General features: G+C 66.4%; 19 protein-coding genes. 11 read left to right on the top strand and 8 right to left on the bottom strand.

Features of this window, described 5'->3' with window-relative positions; all coding sequences use genetic code 11:
* The first annotated feature begins 59 nt into the window (after window positions 1–59).
* The 11 genes from DK459_RS14240 to DK459_RS14190 all read left to right on the top strand — a co-directional run bounded on the left by DK459_RS14240 (window position 60) and on the right by DK459_RS14190 (window position 13,523).
* The gene (locus DK459_RS14240) at window positions 60–755 is read left to right on the top strand and encodes a flagellar hook capping FlgD N-terminal domain-containing protein (protein ID WP_054441631.1); all 696 of its coding nucleotides are present in this window, start codon (window positions 60–62) and stop codon (window positions 753–755) included.
* 71 nt (window positions 756–826) lie between these two features.
* On the top strand, window positions 827–2,314 hold the full coding sequence (locus tag DK459_RS14235) for a flagellar hook-basal body complex protein (RefSeq protein WP_006385246.1): 1,488 nt from the start codon (window positions 827–829) through the stop codon (window positions 2,312–2,314).
* Between the two features lie 38 nt (window positions 2,315–2,352).
* Window positions 2,353–3,114 (top strand): flagellar basal body rod protein FlgF, encoded by a 762-nt coding sequence (locus tag DK459_RS14230; RefSeq protein WP_006385245.1) that lies wholly within the window; start codon window positions 2,353–2,355, stop codon window positions 3,112–3,114.
* Between the two features lie 69 nt (window positions 3,115–3,183).
* Window positions 3,184–3,969, top strand: coding sequence for a flagellar basal-body rod protein FlgG (gene flgG, locus DK459_RS14225; RefSeq protein WP_020927340.1), 786 nt, complete (start codon window positions 3,184–3,186; stop codon window positions 3,967–3,969).
* Window positions 3,969–4,661 carry a flagellar basal body L-ring protein FlgH gene (locus tag DK459_RS14220; RefSeq protein WP_006385243.1) on the top strand — a complete coding sequence of 231 codons (693 nt, stop codon included), beginning with the start codon at window positions 3,969–3,971 and terminating at the stop codon, window positions 4,659–4,661. Before flgG ends, DK459_RS14220 begins: the two co-directional genes overlap by 1 nt.
* Before the next feature lie 2 nt (window positions 4,662–4,663).
* The gene (locus DK459_RS14215; protein WP_006385242.1) at window positions 4,664–5,800 is read left to right on the top strand and encodes a flagellar basal body P-ring protein FlgI; all 1,137 of its coding nucleotides are present in this window, start codon (window positions 4,664–4,666) and stop codon (window positions 5,798–5,800) included.
* 5 nt (window positions 5,801–5,805) lie between these two features.
* On the top strand, window positions 5,806–6,789 hold the full coding sequence (gene flgJ / locus DK459_RS14210) for a flagellar assembly peptidoglycan hydrolase FlgJ (protein ID WP_110134826.1): 984 nt from the start codon (window positions 5,806–5,808) through the stop codon (window positions 6,787–6,789).
* A 73-nt stretch (window positions 6,790–6,862) separates the two neighbouring features.
* Entirely contained in the window at window positions 6,863–8,539 is a 1,677-nt protein-coding gene (gene flgK / locus DK459_RS14205; protein ID WP_006385240.1) for a flagellar hook-associated protein FlgK, read from the top strand.
* Window positions 8,540–8,587: 48 nt separating this feature from the next.
* Window positions 8,588–9,847 carry a flagellar hook-associated protein FlgL gene (flgL, locus tag DK459_RS14200; protein WP_020927344.1) on the top strand — a complete coding sequence of 420 codons (1,260 nt, stop codon included), beginning with the start codon at window positions 8,588–8,590 and terminating at the stop codon, window positions 9,845–9,847.
* 140 nt (window positions 9,848–9,987) lie between these two features.
* Window positions 9,988–11,604 (top strand): methyl-accepting chemotaxis protein, encoded by a 1,617-nt coding sequence (locus DK459_RS14195; protein WP_110134825.1) that lies wholly within the window; start codon window positions 9,988–9,990, stop codon window positions 11,602–11,604.
* A 323-nt stretch (window positions 11,605–11,927) separates the two neighbouring features.
* Entirely contained in the window at window positions 11,928–13,523 is a 1,596-nt protein-coding gene (locus DK459_RS14190; protein WP_070542768.1) for a PAS domain-containing methyl-accepting chemotaxis protein, read from the top strand.
* Window positions 13,524–13,625: 102 nt separating this feature from the next.
* Here the strand turns inward: DK459_RS14190 and fliR are convergent, their stop codons facing one another.
* The 8 genes from fliR to DK459_RS14150 all read right to left on the bottom strand — a co-directional run.
* Window positions 13,626–14,414 (bottom strand): flagellar biosynthetic protein FliR, encoded by a 789-nt coding sequence (fliR, locus tag DK459_RS14185; protein WP_110134824.1) that lies wholly within the window; start codon window positions 14,412–14,414, stop codon window positions 13,626–13,628.
* A gap of 34 nt (window positions 14,415–14,448) precedes the next feature.
* On the bottom strand, window positions 14,449–14,718 hold the full coding sequence (gene fliQ, locus DK459_RS14180; protein ID WP_006385233.1) for a flagellar biosynthesis protein FliQ: 270 nt from the start codon (window positions 14,716–14,718) through the stop codon (window positions 14,449–14,451).
* 9 nt (window positions 14,719–14,727) lie between these two features.
* Window positions 14,728–15,510, bottom strand: a complete 783-nt coding sequence (gene fliP, locus DK459_RS14175) for a flagellar type III secretion system pore protein FliP (RefSeq protein WP_024068634.1) — start codon at window positions 15,508–15,510, stop codon at window positions 14,728–14,730.
* 22 nt (window positions 15,511–15,532) lie between these two features.
* Window positions 15,533–15,856 (bottom strand): flagellar biosynthetic protein FliO, encoded by a 324-nt coding sequence (gene fliO, locus DK459_RS14170; RefSeq protein WP_006384758.1) that lies wholly within the window; start codon window positions 15,854–15,856, stop codon window positions 15,533–15,535.
* A 13-nt stretch (window positions 15,857–15,869) separates the two neighbouring features.
* The gene (fliN, locus tag DK459_RS14165; protein WP_020927352.1) at window positions 15,870–16,427 is read right to left on the bottom strand and encodes a flagellar motor switch protein FliN; all 558 of its coding nucleotides are present in this window, start codon (window positions 16,425–16,427) and stop codon (window positions 15,870–15,872) included.
* Complete coding sequence (gene fliM / locus DK459_RS14160; RefSeq protein ID WP_006385231.1) at window positions 16,420–17,427, bottom strand: flagellar motor switch protein FliM; 1,008 nt, start codon at window positions 17,425–17,427, stop codon at window positions 16,420–16,422. Before fliM ends, fliN begins: the two co-directional genes overlap by 8 nt.
* Window positions 17,428–17,429: 2 nt before the next feature.
* Window positions 17,430–18,041 carry a flagellar basal body-associated FliL family protein gene (locus DK459_RS14155; RefSeq protein ID WP_026385346.1) on the bottom strand — a complete coding sequence of 204 codons (612 nt, stop codon included), beginning with the start codon at window positions 18,039–18,041 and terminating at the stop codon, window positions 17,430–17,432.
* Between the two features lie 170 nt (window positions 18,042–18,211).
* The coding region (locus DK459_RS14150) for a flagellar hook-length control protein FliK (RefSeq protein WP_199234288.1) at window positions 18,212–18,930 on the bottom strand (719 nt) is incomplete at its 5' end.

The following is an 18,930-nucleotide window of genomic DNA, read 5'->3' as shown; positions in this document are numbered from 1 at the left end:
TCAAGAACTCTGCGCGCCCGCGCCGCCCGCGCGGAAATGACTCCTGATCAAGCGAACTCATGACCACTGTCGACCAAACCACAAGCAAGACCGCCATGGGCCTGGCGCAAACCGGCGCCAACAGCGCCAGTACCGCGCAGGGCCTGCAGGACCAGTTCCTGAAGCTGCTGGTGACGCAGCTCAAGAACCAGGATCCGCTGAACCCCATGCAGAACGCCGAGCTCACTTCGCAGCTGGCGCAGATCTCCACGGTGGAAGGCATCACCAATCTCAAGAACACCATGCTGGCCATCAGCGGCCAGATCGACGTGTCGCAATCGATGAACGCCGTGGCGATGATCGGCAAGGGCGTGCTGGTGCCTGGCTCGAACGTCAAGGTGGGCGTGAGTGCCGAGAATCCCGCCGAGCGCGTGGTCACGCCCTACGGCATCGATCTGCAGAAGGATGCGGTCAAGGTGCAGGTGCGCATTGCCGACAGCAACGGCGCGGTCGTGCGCACCATCGAACTGGGCGAGCAGAAGGCCGGCGTGTACACGCTGGACTGGGACGGCAAGAACGACGCCGGCGTGGCCCTGGACGCGGGCGCGTACACCGTGTCCGTCCTGGCCACGGACGGCGACGACAAGAAGGTGGCCGCCGAAGTGCTGAAGTACGGCAAGGTCAAGAGCGTGGCTTACTCCACCAACGGCCTGCGCCTGGACATGGGCCTGGATGGCCAGACCAGCATGCTGGACGTGCGCAAGGTGATCGGCTGAAGCGGGCCGGTTTGATTATCAGCCGGCGCCACGGCGGCGGTTTCCAAATTTAGAGATCAGCGAGAGAAAACATGGGCTTCGGACAAGGATTGAGCGGCTTGAACGCCGCGGCGCAGAACCTGGACGTCATCGGCAACAACATCGCCAACTCGGGCACCGTCGGCTTCAAGTCGTCGACCGCCTCGTTTGCCGACGTCTACGCCAGTTCGCGCGTCGGCCTGGGCACCAAGGTGGCGGCCATCACCCAGCGTTTCACGGTGGGCACGGTCAACGGCGGTGGCGGCGAATATGACATCGCCATCGACGGCGCCAAGGGCATGTTCCGCGTCACGGACGAGAGTGGCGCGATCATGTACACGCGCAACGGCGAATTCCTGGTCGACAAGAACAACTTCATCGTCAACGCGCAGGGCTATCGCCTGACCGGCTACCCGGCGGGCGCGATCGGCGCCAACCCGGTCGAACTGCAGTTGCCGACCGCCAACGTCGCGCCCAAGGCCACCACCACGGCCACCACGGTCGCCAACCTGGACGCCAACGCCAAGGTCATCTACCAGGTCGACACGGTGACCGCGCCGCCCGTGAACGGCTCGGTGACGATGACCGGTGCCACGCCGGCTTCGCCCGCCACTCAGTACAACTTCACGCGCGACGCAACCGGCAACATCGTCTGGGTGAACCAGCCGCCGGCCGGCACCTATGGCGCCGCGCCCAACCTGATCACGATCGACGCCGCCGGCGCCGTCACGACCGGCAACCTGGCCCAGGTGCCCGGCTACAAGGACTACACCGCGGCCGTGACGGAGGTCGGCAAGCCGTTCGACCCCAAGGTCACCACTAGCTACACCAACGCCTCGCCCATGACGGTCTACGACTCGCTGGGCAACTCGCACCAGGTGATGCAGTATTTCGTCAAGCGCGCCGCCGACGCCGCGGGCAACAGCGTCTACGACGTCTATTACTCGATTGACGGCCAGGCCATGGCGCCGACCACCGAGACGGGCGGCGTGTGGGGCAACCCGACCCAGTTCACCTTCAACAAGGCGGGCGTGATGACCAGCGCCACCACGGTCAACCTGTCGTTCGCGGCCCCGGGCGGCGGCACCACGCCGGCCGATCCGCTGGCTGTCTCCGTGAATTATGCCGGCACCACCCAGTACGGCAGCGCCTACGCGCTCAAGGCCGTGCCGGACGGCTACACCTCGGGTGAATTCCGCGGCATCAACATCGGCGCCGACGGCAGCCTGGTGGCGCAATACACCAACGGCGAGACCTCGATCGTCGGCACCATCGTGCTGGCCGACTTCGCCAACCTGCAGGGCCTGCAGCCGGTGGGCAACAACGCCTGGAAGGAAACCGCCACGTCGGGCCAGCCGATCCTCGGCCAGCCGGGCAGCAACGGCCTGTCCAAGGTGGTGGGCCAGGCGACCGAGTCGTCCAACGTCGACATGAGCAAGGAGCTGGTCAACATGATCATCGCCCAGCGCACCTACCAGGCCAACTCGCAGACCATCAAGACCCAGGACGAGATCATGCAAGTCCTGATGAACCTGAAGTAATGCCTGACGGGCACGCGACGACACCGACGGAATAGGCAATGGATCGAATCATCTACACCGCCATGAATGGCGCAGCGCGGATCACGGAGCACCAGGCCGCGCTCTCCAACAACATGGCCAACGTGAACACGCCGGGCTTTCGCGAGCAGATCGCGCTGTACCGGTCGGTTCCGGTGAATGACGGCGTGAGCCTGCCGACGCGTGTCTCGACGGTGGCGTCGACGCCCCGCAACAACTTCGAAATGGGCAACATGCAGACCACGGGCCGCGACCTGGACGTGGCCCTGGCCAGCTCCAACGGCTGGATCGCGGTGCAGACCCCGCAGGGCGAGGCCTATACCCGCGCCGGCAGCCTGCAGGTGGGCGTGAACGGCCTGCTGCAGACCTCGCTGGGCCAGCCGGTGATGTCCGACCAGAACGGCATCATCGACGTGCCCGACCAGGCCGCGCTGACGATCACCTCGGACGGCACCATCACCGCCATCGGCGCCGGCGACGCGCCCAACAACATCCTCAACCTGGGCCGCATCAAGCTGGCCAACCCGCCCGAGGCGCAACTGGTGCATGGCGACGACGGCGTCTTCCGCCTGGCGCCGGTCAACGGCCAGCCGGCCCCGCCGGTGCCGGCCGATCCCAGCCTGCGGGTGCTGTCGGGCGTGTTGGAAGGCAGCAATACCAATCCCATGGCGGCGATGGTGGGCATGATCGAAAACGCCCGCCGCTTCGAGCAGCAGATGCAGGTGGTGCAGCAGGCGGATCGCAACGCCGAACGCGCCAACGGCATCCTCTCGGTTTCCTGATCCGGTCAGCCGATCCGAACCAAATAATTTTCGCGCGCGGCCGGGCCGCCGCACCAGGAGTACTTCATCATGATGCGTTCGCTGTGGATTGCCAAGACGGGCCTGGAAGGTCAACAGACCTCGATGGACGTGATTTCCAACAACTTGGCCAACGTCTCGACCAACGGCTTCAAGCGTGGCCGCGCCGTGTTCCAGGACCTGATGTACCAGACCCTGCGCCAGCCCGGCGCCCAGGTCGGCGACGCGACGCAGCTGCCGTCGGGCCTGCAGCTCGGCACTGGCGCCCGCGTGGCCGCCACCGAGCGCATCCACACCACCGGCGGTCTGAACAACACCGGCGGCGAGCTGGACGTGGCGATCAATGGCCGCGGCTTCCTGCAGGTCGAGCTGCCCGATGGCACCCAGGCCTATACGCGCGACGGCGCGCTGCAGCGCGACCAGAACGGCCAGCTGACCACCGTCAGCGGCTACGTGATCCAGCCGCCCATGAACGTGCCCGACAACGCCCTGTCGATCTCCATCGGCAAGGACGGCATCGTCTCGGTGACGCAGCCGGGCGCGGCCGGCGTCAACGTGCAGATCGGCCAGTTGCAGATCGCCACGTTCATCAACCCCACGGGCCTGCAGAGCGTGGGCGAGAACCTGTACCTGGAAACCGACGCCTCGGGTCCGGCCAACCTGTTGCAGCCCGGCGTGGACGGCGCCGGCACGTTCATGCAGAACTACGTCGAAACTTCCAACGTGAACGTCGCCGAGGAACTGGTCAACATGATCACGACCCAGCGCGCCTACGAAATGAACAGCAAGGCCGTCAAGACCTCGGACGAAATGCTGGCCCGCCTGACCCAACTGTGATGCCCATGTCGTCTGTCCTGCGTCTGGTTTCGAGTGCCGCCCTGGCTTTGCTGGTGGCCGGTTGCGCCATGATCCCGCCCGAACCCATCGTGACCGGGCCGACGACGGCGGCGCCGCCGCCGCCGCCGATGCCGGCGGCGCAGCCCACCGGCTCGATCTACCAGCCCACGACTTACGGCAATTACCCGTTGTTCGAGGACCGCCGTCCGCGCAATGTTGGCGATATCGTCACCATCGTGCTGAACGAAAAGACCAACGCCTCCAAGAACGTCGCCACCAACACCAACCGCAGCGGCAGCGCCAGCCTGGGCATCACGGCCGCGCCGTCCTTCATGGACAGCTGGGCCAATGCCAACCTGAACACCGACGCCAAGGGCGGCAACGTGGCGCAGGGCAAGGGCGACAGCACCGCCAACAATGCCTTTACCGGCACCATCACCACCACCGTGGTGGGGGTGATGTCCAACGGCAACCTGCAGGTGGCCGGCGAGAAACAGATCGCCATCAACCGCGGCAGCGAATACGTGCGCTTCTCCGGAGTGGTCGACCCGCGTTCCATCACCGGGACGAACACCGTGTCGTCCACCCAGGTGGCCGATGCCCGTATCGAATACCGCAGCAAGGGCGTCATGGACGAGGTCCAGACCATGGGCTGGCTGCAACGCTTCTTCCTGATCGCTTCGCCGTTCTGAACATGAAACAACCCACTCCGATTTCCGCCTTGCTGTCCCTGCTGGCGCGCGTCTGTGTCGCGGCGGGGCTGTTGGCCGGCGCTTCGGCGGCGCATGCCGAACGGCTCAAGGACCTGGCTTCCATCCAGGGCGTGCGCGGCAACCAGTTGATCGGTTATGGCCTGGTGGTGGGCCTGGACGGCAGCGGCGACCAGGTGCGCCAGACCCCGTTCACGCAGCAGAGCCTGACCAACATGCTGTCGCAGCTGGGCATCACCGTGCCCGCCGGCAGCAACATGCAGCTCAAGAACGTGGCGGCCGTCATGGTGACGACGACCCTGCCGGCCTTCGCCCGGCCCGGCCAGACGCTGGACGTGGTGGTCTCGTCGATGGGCAACGCCAAGAGCCTGCGCGGCGGCACGCTGCTGATGACGCCGCTCAAGGGCGCCGACAGCCAGGTCTACGCGATCGCCCAGGGCAACATCCTGGTGGGCGGCGCCGGCGCCTCGGCTGGCGGTTCCAGCGTGCAGATCAACCAGCTCAACGGCGGCCGCATCAGCGGCGGCGCGATCGTCGAGCGCGGCGTGCCGACCACCTTCGCGCGCGACGGCTACATCTACCTGGAGATGAACAACACCGACTTCGGCACCGCCCAGAACGTGGTCAACGCATTGAACCGCAAGTTCGGGCAGGGCACCGCCACCGCGCTGGATGGCCGGGTGGTGCAGGTGCGCACGCCGATGGAGCAGGCGTCGCAGGCGCGCTTCCTGTCGCAGGTCGAGGACCTTCAGGTGACGCGCGCGCCCACCGTGGCCAAGGTCATCATCAATGCCCGCACCGGCTCGGTGGTCATGAACCGCACGGTCATGATCGAAGAGGCCGCCGTGGCGCACGGCAACCTGTCGGTCATCATCAATCGCCAGAACCAGGTGTCGCAGCCGGACACGCCGTTCACCGAAGGGCAGACGGTGGTGGTGCCGAATACCCAGATCGAAGTGCGCCAGGACAACGGCTCGCTGCAGCGCGTCACCACCAGCGCCAACCTGGCCGACGTGGTCAAGGGCCTGAACGCCCTGGGCGCCACGCCGCAAGACCTGCTGGCGATCCTGCAGGCCATGAAGACCGCCGGCGCCTTGCGCGCCGAGCTCGAGATTATCTGACCGCCATGGCGTACACCAACAACACCGCGCACCTGGGCAGCCGCCAGGATTCCGTGTTCGACATGGGGCGCCTGTCGGACCTGAAGCGCGATGTGACCAAGGACCCGGCCAATCCCGGGACCGAACAGCAGAAGCAGGTCGCCAAGCAGTTCGAGGCGCTGTTCCTGCAGATGATGCTCAAGCGCATGCGCGAGGCGACCCCGAAAGAGGGGCTGTTCGACTCGCAGCAGACGCAGATGCTGCAATCCATGGCCGATGAGCAGCTGGCGCTGCACCTGGCCACGCCCGGCATCGGTCTGTCGCAATCGATCCTGGCGCAGATGCAGCAGGGCAAGCCGGGCGATCTGCCGGCCGAGGCCGTGCAGCGCCTGGGGCAGGGGACCGACCTGGACTTCCAGACCGGCGGCTCGCGGCAGGTGTCGGCGCTGATGGACGTGATGCGCAACAACCGCGCCAGCGACCGCGCCCTGGCCGCGGCCGAGGGCGCGCCCGAGCACGTCATCAATTTCGTCTCGAAAATGTCGCGCGCGGCCACGCTGGCCTCGCAGCAAAGCGGCGTGCCGGCCCGCCTCATCATGGGCCAGGCGGCCCTGGAGTCCGGCTGGGGCCAGCGCGAAATCAAGCACGAGGATGGCCGCACCAGCTACAACCTGTTCGGCATCAAGGCCGGCCCCAGCTGGAAGGGCAAGGTCGTCAACGTGCTGACCACCGAATACGAAGACGGCGTCGCGAAAAAAGTGACGCAACCTTTCCGAGCCTATTCGTCCTACGAGGAATCGTTCGCCGACTACGCCCGCCTGATCGGCAACAGCCCGCGCTACGAAGCCGTGACGCAGGCGCGCAACGAGATCGAGGCGGCCCGCCGCATCCAGAGCGCCGGCTATGCCACCGATCCGCAGTATGCGCAGAAATTGATCGGTGTCATGAGCCAGCTGCGCGGCGCCGCCGCCAAGGTGGATATTTCGCGCCAGATGTTGGAAGGACTCTAAATTTGGACGGCCGGTTGCCGTTAACCGGGTATCCAGACATATCAGTTGCGGTTACATACGGGGCATTGTCAGCATGAATCTGTATAAATTGGCGTTGGGCGGGCTGAATGCGTCCCAGGCAGGCCTGGCGACCACCGGCCACAATATCAACAATGCCACCACGGTCGGCTACAACCGCCAGCGCGTCATGATCTCGACCGCCGGCGCCCAGGCCACCACCAACGGCTACATCGGCCGCGGCGTCCAGGTCGACACCGTCGTGCGCAGCTACGACAGCTTCCTGTACAAGCAACTGGTGGGCGCGCAGGGCAGCGGCGCCCAGCTGCAGGCGCAGCTCGACCAGGTGTCGCAGGTCAACAACCTGTTCGCCGACCGCACCGTGGGCATCGCCCCGGGGCTGACCAATTTCTTCACCAGCATGAACACGGTGGCCAGCAAGCCCGCGGATCCCGCCGCGCGCCAGGACTTGCTGGGCAAGGCCAACAGCCTGACCACCCAGATCCGTTCGGCCTACCAGGAAATGCAGAACCAGCGCCTGGGCCTGAACACGCAGATCACCACCACGGTCGAACAGGTCAACAGCTACCTGACTCGCATCAACGACCTGAACAGCCAGATTTCCACCGCCCGCGCCAAGGCCGGCGGCAATCCGCCCAACGACCTGCTGGACCAGCGCGACCAGGCCGTGTCGGAACTGAACCAGCTGATCGGCGTCACCACCTACGAGCAGGGCGACAAGCTCAGCATCTCGCTGGCTTCGGGCGGGCAGGCGCTGCTGTCGGGCGACACCGTCTATCCCTTGCAGGCCGTGTCGTCCGCCAAGGACGTCAGCCGCACCGTCATCGCCTATACGTTGCCGGCCGGTTCCGGCGGCAAGACCGTGGCGGTTGAGCTGAACGACGCCGAAGTCACCGGCGGCAAGCTGGGCGGCCTGCTGCAGTTCCGCGCCACCTCGCTGGACTTCATGCAGGCGCAACTGGGCCAGATGGCCGTGGGCCTGGCGCTGTCGTTCAACGAGCAGCACCGCCAGGGCCTGGACACCGCCGGCAATCCCGGCACCGATTTCTTCAGCATCGGCAAGCCGCAAGGCGTGCCGAACGCCGGCAACAAGAGCGGCGCGCAGATCAGCGGCGAGTTCACCAACGTGAACAACATCAACGCCAAAGACTACGAAATCAGTTTCGACGGCACCAACTACATGGTGACGCGCCTGCCGGAAGGCACCCAGGTCTACAACGGCCCGGCCACCGGCACGCCGCCCACCGCCACCCTGGACCTGAACGCCGAGATGGGCGTCACGCTGACGATCGACTCGCCGCCGCAGGCTGGCGACAAGTGGGCGCTGTCGCCCACTCGCGATGCCGCGCGCGACATCAAGGTGATCATCACCGACCCGGAGAAAGTGGCCGCGGCCGACACCGATGGCGGTGACGCCAACGGCAAGAACGCGCTCAAGCTGGCGCAACTGCAGAACACCAAGGTGCTGGGCCACGGCACCATGAGCATCACCGAGATGTTCGGGCAGGTGGTCAACACCGTCGGCGTGCAGACCGCGCAGATTCAATCGGCCAACACCGCGCAGAAGAACCTCATCGCCCAAAAGACCGCCGCGCAGCAGGCCGTTTCGGGCGTGAACCTGAACGAAGAATACGTGAGCCTGTCGCTCTACCAGGAGCAATACCAGGCCAGCGCCCGCATCATCGACGTCGCCAGCACGCTGTTCGATACGCTGCTGGGCCTGCGCGGCTGATCGGATCGTTGAAATCGTGACCTATCAAGAAAAAATCGGAGCTTCCCCATGCGCCTGAGCACCTCCATGATGTATTCGAACGGCCTGAAGGGCGTCCTCGCTCAGGAATCCGACATGAACCGCCTGGTCGAGCAGGTGGGCAGCGGCAAGAAATTCCTGACGCCGGCCGACGATCCGCTGTCCGCCTCGCTGGCGATCAACGTGGCGCAGACGCAGAGCATGAACTCGACGTACCAGCTCAACCGCAACACGGCGAAGACCAACCTCGGCCAGGAAAACAACGTCCTGGACTCCATCACGACGGCGTTGGCCGACGTGCGTACCCGCGTGGTGCAGGCCGGCAACGGCACCTTCGCCGACAGCGACCGCCAGGCGCTGTCCACCGCCCTGAAGAACGCCCGTGACGCACTGCTGGGCCTGGCCAACAGCACGGATGGCAACGGCCAATACCTGTTCTCGGGTTACCAGGGCGGCGTGGTGCCCTATTCGCAGGACACCAACGGCAAGATCGTCTACAGCGGCGCCACGGGCGAACGCACCGTGCAGGTCGACCAGTCGCGCCAGATGTCCACCAGCGACATCGGCAGCGACATCTTCAACCGCGCCAACCCGGGTTCGCAGGCCTACGTCAGCACCGCCGCGCAGGCCAACACCGGCACCGCCCAGTTCAGCACCGTGTCGGTGACGCCGGGCAGCCCCAATATCGGCAAGGATTTCCGCCTGCAGTTCGAATCGGATCCGGCCACCGGCAACATGGGCTACCGCGTCATCACGACCGATCCCAATGCCAACCCGCCGGTGCCGCCCGTCACCACGCCGGCGCCGCCGGCCGCGCCGACCGTGTACACGCCGGATGCCGCCATCGATTTCGGCGGCGTGTCGGTGGTGATCAAAGGCACGCCCCAGAACGGCGACGTGATCGACGTGCAGAGCGTGCAGTCGGCCGACGTGGACATGTTCAATACGCTGGACAGCCTCATCAAGACGCTGGATTCGCCGATTGCCGGCGACCCGGTCGCCCTGGCCAAGCTGAACAACGAACTGGCCACGGCCAACAAGAAGCTGTCCACCAACTACGACAACGTGCAGACGGTCGCGGCGTCGGTGGGCGCCCGCATGAACGAACTGGACGCGCTGGACGCCACCGGCACGCAGAAGGGCCTGTCCTATTCGAAGTCGCTGTCGGATCTCGAGGACCTGGACTACTACTCCGGCGCCAGCCAGCTGGCGCTGCGCCAGGTGGCCTTGCAGGCCGCGTCGGCCGCATTCATGACCATTCAAGGATCCAGTCTGTTCAGCCGCAAATAACGCGGTGAGTCCATAGGCCGTGCCCATGGGCGCGGCATGTTGCGCGCCCTTACGGACGCTTCCGGTGGATACCGGAGCGTCCGTGTGTGCGTACAGGGTAGGAATTTTGTCGTTTCACCTCGCATAACGTCGGGTATTTCATGCTTGTCAATTTGAAAGTTCGCACCTGCATCATTCTGGTGTTGTTGCTCTTCACGGGTGCCATGTTCCTGTCCAATGGCGTGGCCTGGATGGGCTTGAATTCCAGCAACACCAAGCTGGACCAGATCAACAGCGCCTATACGGACCGGGCGGTGCCGCTCAACCGTGCCTACACCGTTTTCCTGCGCGCGCGCCTGTTGTTGTCCACGTCGTTGATGGACATGCAGCAGGGCAAGACCGAACAGGCGGCGGCGCAGGCCAAGCGTTCCGAAGGCCTGATGCAGGATGCCTTCAAGATGATGGATGCCTTCCGCAAGGCGCCGCCGCTGGAGGGCACGGAAGCGCTCGGCCAGGCGCTGGAAGCCGCGCTCAAGGAGTACGACACCGTCCTCAAGGGGCAGGCGGCCGCGCTGTCCAATATGGCGATCCAGGACTATCTGAACCTGAACGACTCCGCCAGCAACGTCAATACCAAGTTCCGCGAAGCTGTCGATAACTACCTCAGCTTCATCGACAAGCGCACCGACGAGTTCGCGGCGCAGGCAGCGGTCGACCACGGCGTATCTCGCAGCGTCACCATCGCCTTGCTGGTGATCGCATTGGTGTTGGCGATCGGCTGTTGGATATTCATCAACCGCACGGTGCTCAAGCCCCTGCACGAGGCGGGTGATCATTTCGAGAAGATCTCGGGCGGTGACTTCACCGGCCGTATCGAGGTGCGCAGCACCAATGAAATCGGCCAACTGTTCGCCGCCATCAAGCGCATGCAGGAAAGCCTGACCCGCACCGTGGCGATCGTGCGCCGCGGCGTGGACGAGATCAACGTCGGTTCGCGCGAGATCTCGGCCGGCAACACCGATCTGTCCAGCCGCACCGAGCAGCAGGCGGCCTCGCTGGAGGAAACCGCGGCCTCGATGGAAGAGCTGGCCTCGACGGTCAAGCAGAACGCCGACAACGCGCGCCAGGCGAACCAGCTGGCGGCCAGCGCGTCGGATGTTGCCGAGCGCGGCGGTTCGGCGGTGGCCGAGGTGGTCAACACGATGCAGGGCATCTCGGCCAGCTCGCGCAAGATCTCGGAAATCGTGTCGGTGATCGACGGCATCGCGTTCCAGACCAACATCCTGGCGCTGAACGCGGCGGTGGAAGCGGCCCGCGCGGGCGAGCAGGGCAAGGGCTTCGCGGTGGTGGCGGGCGAAGTGCGCTCGCTGGCGCAGCGCAGCGCGCAGGCGGCCAAGGAGATCAAGGGCCTGATCGAGGACTCGGTGAGCAAGGTGGGCGCCGGTTCGCAACAGGTCGAACGCGCGGGCGCGACGATGCAGGAGATCGTGGCCTCGGTCAAGCGGGTGACGGACATCATGGGCGAGATCTCGGCGGCGTCCGAGGAGCAATCGAGCGGCATCGACCAGGTGAACCGCGCGGTGTCGCAGATGGACGAAGTGACGCAGCAGAACGCGGCGCTGGTGGAAGAGGCGGCGGCCGCGGCCGGTTCGCTGCAGGAGCAGGCGCAGCGCCTGGCCGAAGCCGTGGCGGTGTTCAAGATCAACGCCGGTGAGGTCATCGAAGTGCCGGCCCAGCAATTGGGCGGCTATCAGGCTCCGACCCTGACGCAAGACTGATCCAGACGGGGCCGGCGCCCCGTCGGACAAGGCGCGCGGCCGCAACGGCCGTCACCCCAGCCGACCCGACGCCCGTTCGCGGACGCCGGGTCGAATGCTGTCCGCCGGTCGGACCTTATACCTCGATGGCTTAAGTTTTCGAAAATATTGCCGTTCATAGTCATAACGCCCAAAATACGGGCGGCGAAAAATTTCGGCAGGACCGCACGGCATCGGCATGCGCACGTCGCGAGGCCGGACGGGTGGATAGCGGCCGGGCGCCAGGCCCGACGCCCGCCGTGGCTGACCGTTCGCCGCCCCATACGATGTAACGGAGACCCGCTGTGCGTGTGAACCTTCCTGTCAATGATGTGGAAACCAAGCTGCGCGAAGATCAATACCTGATCTCACGCACCGATACCAAGGGTCGCATCCTCTACGCGAATCCGGCCTTTATCGAAGTCAGCGGCTTTTCGCGCGAGGAACTGATCGGCAAGGCTCACAACGTCGTCCGCCATCCGGACATGCCGCCGGAAGCCTACGCGGACCTGTGGCGTACCCTGCAGGCGGGTGAATCCTGGCTGGGCCTGGTCAAGAATCGCCGCAAGGACGGCGGCTACTACTGGGTGCTGGCCAACGCCACGCCGATCGTCGAGAACGGCGAGGTGGTGGCGTATTCGTCGGTGCGGGTGCGGCCCAGCGACGCCCAGATCGAAATGGCCGAGGAACTCTACGCGCGCATACGCGAAGGCCGCGCCCGTGGCGTGCGCATCCTGCGCGGCCGCCCGGTGCGGGCGGGCTGGCGCCGCGGGCTGGACTTGCTGGCCTTCCCGTTCCGGCGCAATGTGCGCGGCCGCATGTTCCGCCACGCGCTGCTGTCCTCGAGTATCGTGGTGGCGGCGGGCGTCTATGGCCTGCGGGCCAATTGGGATACGCTGGACGCGACCGGCGCCGGCGTGGCTTGTGGACTGCTGGCGCTGGGCGTGGCCGGGATCTTCGCGCTGGGCTGGCGCCTGAGCCGGTCGCTGCTGGATCCCATGGTCGAGGCCGCGAACATGGCGCGCCAGGTTGCCGCGGGCAACCTCACCACCCAGATCGTGGCCGAGTCCGACGACGAGATCGGCAGCCTGAATTTCTCGCTGGAAGTCATGCGCAAGAGCCTGGTCGGCATCGCCCAGGACGTGTACCGCGGCATCGAAGGCACCACGCAGGCGGCGGTGCATATCGCCCGCGGCAACCAGGAACTGGCGGGCCGCACCGAAGGCCAGGCCGCCTCGCTGCAACAGACGGCGGCGAGCATGGAACAGCTGACATCCACCGTGCGGCAGAACGCGGACAATGCGCGGCAGGCCAACCAACTGGCCGCCAGCAGCATGGACGTGGCGCGGCGCGGCGGCGTGGCGGTGGGGCAGGTGGTCAACACCATGCACGGCATTTCGGACAGCTCGCGCAAGATCGTCGACATCGTCAGCATCATCGAGGGCATCGCCTTCCAGACCAACATCCTGGCGCTGAACGCGGCGGTGGAAGCGGCGCGCGCCGGCGAATCCGGCAAGGGCTTCGCGGTGGTGGCAGGGGAAGTCCGCAGCCTCGCGCAAAAGAGCGCGCAAGCCGCCAAGGAGATCAAGGGCCTGATCGAGGACTCCGTCGAGCGCGTCAGCGAAGGCTCGGCGCAGGCCGAGCAGGCGGGCGCGACGATGCAGGAGATCGTCGATGCGGTGCATCGCGTCACCGACATCATCGGCGAGATCTCGCAGGCCTCGCAGGAGCAGTCCAGCGGCATCGAGCAGGTCGACAGCGCCGTGTCGCAAATGGACGTGATGACGGTGCAGAACACGGCGCTGGTGCAGGAGCTGGGCGAGGCGGTGCTGCAACTGGGCAACCAGTCGGGCGCGTTGCGCGAGACCATCCGGGTGTTCCGCCTGACCGGACAGCAGTGACGTCTGCGCCATCGAAAAAAACGGCCCGCGCGGGCCGTTTTTTTATGCGCTCGCCAAGGCGGCCGGGAATCCTTGCCGAACTTGCCGGCGTGTCGCCGGAAGCTAGCGTCCGGCCAGCGCGTCGGTCACCCGGCTCATGGCCGACAGTCCGGATTCGAACAACGATTCCAGGAAGGGGCCGGAGTTCGGCAGCACCACGGTCAGCAGCACCACGCCGACGATCAGGCTGACGGGGAAACCCACCGAGAACACCGACAGCTGCGGCGCGGCGCGGTTCAGGATGCCCATGGCCAGGTTGATGGTCAGCAGCGCGCAGATCAGCGGCAGCGCCAGCAGCAGGCCGGATACGAACACGGTCTTGCCCCATTCCACCACCACGCCCCAGCCGTTCTGGTGCAGCAGGATCGCGGCCACCGGCAGCGTGTCGAACGACCGTACCAGGGCCGCCAGCACCAGCAGGTGGCCGTCCAGCGCCAGGAAAGTGAGCATGGCGACGATGTTGAACAGACGCGACAGCACGGCGGTGTTGGCGCCCGTGCTGGGGTCGAAGAACGAGGCGAACGACAGGCCCATCTGCAGGCCGACGAATTCGCCGGCGGTCTGCACCGCCGCGAACACCAGCCGCATCGTGAAGCCCATGGCGATGCCGATCAGCACCTGCTGCATCACCATCCACAGGCCCGCGAACGAGCCGGGCGCGATCGGCGGCGCCGGGTCGAGCGCAGGGCTGACGGCCACGGCCAGCACGAAGGCCAGGCCGATCTTGACCTTGACGGGAACGGTGGATTCGGAGAAGAGGGGAGCGGTGCCCACCAGCGCCAGGATGCGCACGAACGGCCAGAGGAACTGGCCGATCCAGCCATTGAGCTGTTCGATGGTGAAGGAAAACATGCGGGCGCGTCCCGGAGTGCGGCGGCGCGCGCCGCTACGACACCAGGCCGGGAATCTGCCCGATCAACTGGCGGATGTAGTCGACCATGATGCCGATCAGCCACGGACCCAGCAGCACCAGCACGCCGCACATGGCCAGCAGCTTCGGGATGAACGACAGGGTCATTTCGTTGATCTGGGTGGCCGCCTGGAAGATGCTGATCACCAGGCCCACGATCAGGGTGATGACCAGCAGCGGACCGGCCATCGCCAGCGCGATCTTCATCGCCTGGTAGGTCATGGTCATGACGGTTTCGGCGGTCATGGCGATTCCCTATTGGTAGAAGCTCTGGGCCAGCGAGCCCATCAGCAGGTTCCAGCCGTCGGCCAGCACGAACAGCATCAGCTTGAACGGCAGCGCCACGGTGACGGGCGGCACCATCATCATGCCCAGCGCCATCAGCACGCTGGCCACCACCAGGTCGATGATCAGGAACGGAATGAAGATGGTGAAGCCGATCTGGAAGGCGGTCTTGAGTTCGCTGGTGATGAAGGCCGGCACCAGGATGCGCAGCGGCACCTGCGAGGGGTCTTCCAGCGCCGGCTGCTTGGCCAGGTTGGCGAACAGCGCCAGGTCGTTCTCGCGGGTCTGGTGCAGCATGAAGGTGCGCAGCGGGCCGGCGGCGCGCTCGACCGCGGCCTCGAACTGGATCGAGCCCTCGGACAGCGGCTTGTAGGCGTCGGTGTAGATCTTGTCGAACACCGGCGACATCGTATAGAAGGTCAGGAACAGCGCCAGGCCGATCAGCACGTGGTTGGGCGGCGACATGGCCGTGCCCATGGCGCTGCGCAGCAGGCCGAGCACGATGATGATGCGGGTGAAACCGGTCATCATCAGCAGCGCCGCGGGCAGGAACGACAGCGACGTCATCAGCAGCAGCGTCTGCATGCTGAGCGAATAGGTTTCGGAACCGCCCGGGCCCGGCGTCGCGGTCAGGGCCGGCAGCGTCGCCTGCGCCACCACGCCGGCGGGGAACAGGGCCAGGCCTAGCAGGGCGGCGGCGCCCAGCAGGGGCAGCGCGCCGCGGCGGGCGCGAGGGAAGTTGGGCAAGCTCATGGTGTGGAAACGCGCGCGCCGGCTAGCGGCGCTTGAGCGCCTGGCCCAGTTTGGCCGCGAAGGCGGCGGTGGGCAAGGGCGCGGCCTGCGGCAGTTCGCCGGCGGGCAGGGTATGCAGGGTGTTGAGCTGGCCGGGGCTGACGCCCACGACCACCCAGGTGTTCTCGATCTCGACGACGACGATGCTCTGCCGCGCGCCGATCGGCAGGCTGGCGACCTGCTTGAGCAGGTTGCCGCCGCCGCGCTGCGTCAGGCCGGCGCGGCGCGCCAGCCAGGCCGCGGCCAGGATGGCCGCCAGCACCAGCACCAGGCCGATGATGACGCGCAGCAGGGCGGAATCGTTCATCACGGACGTGGCTTCAACGGCGGTTGTTGAGGCGGTTGATGCGTTCAGACGGGGTGATGATGTCGGTCAGGCGGATGCCGTACTTGTCTTCCACCACCACCACTTCGCCCTGGGCGATCAGGTAGCCGTTGACGAAGATGTCCATCGGTTCGCCGGCCAGGCCGTCCAGCTCCACCACCGAGCCCTGGCCCAGTTGCAGCAGGTTCTTGATGGTCAGGCGGGTGCGGCCCAGTTCCACCGTCAGCTGGACGGGCACGTCCATGATCAGGTCGATGTCGGTGCCATTGCCGGCGGCCGATCCGGCCAGCGGCTTGAACACCGATTGCGCGGCTGATTGGGCGGCAGGCGCGGCGGGGGCCGGTGCGGCCGGAGCAGCAGCAGCGGGCGCCGGCGCGGCGGTCGCGGGCGGCGTGGCCGCGGTCTGCTCGGCCATGGCGGCGGCCCAGTCGTCCTGGGCGGGCTTCAGGCCGTCCGCCTGGGTGGGCGGATTGGCGCGGGATTGTTCGGCGAGCGCGTCGGCCCAGTCGTCGGCCGGGGACGAGCCGGAGCCGGGCTCGTTCTTGTCAGTCATGGTCGGGGGCCTCGTTTGATTCGGTATCGTGGGTAAACATGTTTTGCACGCGCAGGGCGTACTGGCCGTTGAAGACGCCGTAGCCGCATTCCATCAGCGGCACGCCGTCGACGTGGGCGATGACGGTCTGCGGCACATCCACGGGCAGGATGTCGCCGACCTTCATGCGCATCAGTTCGCGGATGCTGGACGGAATGCGCGCGAACTCGGCGACCACGTCGATGTCGGCGCTGCGCACCTGGCGCGAGAGCTGCTGCGACCAGCGCTGGTCGACTTCCTCGAGCGTGGTTTCCTGCAGCGGCCGCGTGAGCAGGTCGCGCACCGGCTCGATCATGGAGTAGGGCAGGCAGATGTTGAGGTCGCCGCCGGTCGCGCCGAATTCGATGTGGAAGGAGGTGACCACCACCACTTCATTGTTGCCGGTGATGCTGGCGAACTTGGTGTGCATCTCCGAGCGCACGTAGTCGAATTCGATCGGATAGACGGGATCCCAGGACTTGCCGTAGCTTTCCAGGGTCAGGTTGAGCAGGCGCCGGATGATGCGCTGCTCGGTGGTGGTGAAGTCGCGGCCTTCGACGCGCGTGTGGTAGCGGCCATCGCCGCCGAACAGGCTGTCGATGACCAGGAACACCAGGTTCGGGTCATAGGTGAACAGGGCGGTGCCGCGCAGCGGCTTCATCTGCACCATGTTCAGGTTGCTGGGAACCGGCAGGTTGCGTTCGAAGTCCGCGTACTTCTGGATCTTGATGGAACCGACGGTGATGTCGGCGCTGCGGCGCATGAAGTTCAACAGCACGCTGCGCATCTGCCGCGCAAAACGTTCGTTGATGAGCTCCAGCGTCTGCATGCGCCGGCGCACCACGCGGTCCGGCGAGCTCAGGTCATAGGCGCGGGCGCCGTCGTTGGGGCCCGCGGATTCCTTTTTGCTGTCGCTCTCGCCCGTGACGCCGGCCAGCAGCGCGTCGACTTCGTCCTGCGAAAGAAACGCCTCGTAGGCCATGCTTATTGCACCACGAACGCCGTATACAGTACGTCGGTGACATACTGGCCGTCCGGCAGGGGCGCGAACGGGCGATTGACGGCTTGCTTGATGGCGTTGGCCATGTCGGTCTTGCCCTGTTGCGTCTGCACGCCGGTGGGCGATTGCGAAGACAGCACCATCAGGATGCGGCTGCGCACTTCAGGCATGTACTTTTCCAGGCGGATGCGGGTCTGTTCGTCGCTCACGCGCAGGGTCAGGCCGACGTGCATGATGCGTTCGGTGTCGGCGTTCTGCAACGTGACCGTGAAGGCCTCGATCGGCACGAAGATCGGCGCCGGCACGGCGGCCGGCGTCGTGGGCGGGGCGACGAACGTGGTCGGCGTGGCCTGCGGGCCGGCGGCGCCGGGCTGGCCCGGCTGGTTGCCGGTCTGGCCCACGCCCAGTTGCACCGGCGCGCCACCGCCTTGCGGCTGCATGCGCTGCGCGATGAACCAGGTCGCGCCGGCGCTGGCGGCGGCCACCAGCAGCAGCACCAGGATCATGAGAAGCGGACGAAGAATGCGGCCTATGCCGCCGGAGCGTGTCGGAAGCGGGCCGCGCGGCGGCATGGTTGTGGGTTTGGAAGTCGCCATCTCGGTGTCGATGCGTGTTTTGCCGCTGATGAAAACGGATTCTTAGTGGATGAAAGCATTCTGCCCGAAATCGCGCCCCCGATTGGAGGCGAAAAACAGGGCGAAAGCCGTGTATCTCAAGCTATTGCTGCACCGCCCGCAACCGTTGCCAGCCGCGGGCCGCGTGATTGTTACGCGAAGGTGTCGACCAGCGCATTGGCGTTGCGCGCAGCCGTCACGGTGGCCGCCTGGCCATCGATCGCGGCATCGGCCACCGCGGCGCCATTGCCGCCGCCCTGGCGTTGCGAACCGCCGCCATTGTGCTGGGCGAATTCCTGCTGCGCGGCCTGTTCGCCGACGCTGGTCTGGCCCAGCGAGATGCCGGCCTGGGCCAGCGCCTGCTGCAATTGCGGAATCGCGGTTTCGATGGCCTGGCGCACCGAGGCGTGGGCCGACACGAACGAAGCGCTGGCGACGCCGTCGGCCAGGTTGATGCTGACGCGCAGCGGGCCGAGGTCGGGCGGGTCCAGGCGCAGTTCGGCGGTCTGGGTGCCCTGGCGCACGTTGTTGCTCATCACCACCATCTGCTGGCCCAGTTCGGTGCCCCAATGGGTGCCGCCGACCGGCGTGGCGACCTGCAGCATGACCGGCACGTTGGGCACGGCGACGCTGGCGGGGTTGGAGACGGGAGCCGGCTGCTGGCGCTGGCTGGCGGCGGCGATCGCCTGCGCCAGGTGATCCTGGGCGTTGGTGGCGTGCTGCGGCAGTTGGAACTGTTGCGCGGTGCTGGGCAACGGCGCGGCCGGGTCTTCTTCGGTGCGGGCGTGTTGCGGCAGGGCGGGCGCGGCTTCGGGCGCGGCGACACGCGGGTTGGCCGCGCGCGGGGCGGCGGCTTCGGGCGCCGGACGCG

This window comes from Achromobacter sp. RW408 (genome assembly GCF_003184165.1).
In the GTDB taxonomy this organism is placed as follows: domain Bacteria; phylum Pseudomonadota; class Gammaproteobacteria; order Burkholderiales; family Burkholderiaceae_B; genus Achromobacter; species Achromobacter xylosoxidans.
This window is presented reverse-complemented; position numbering and strand designations above follow the sequence as displayed.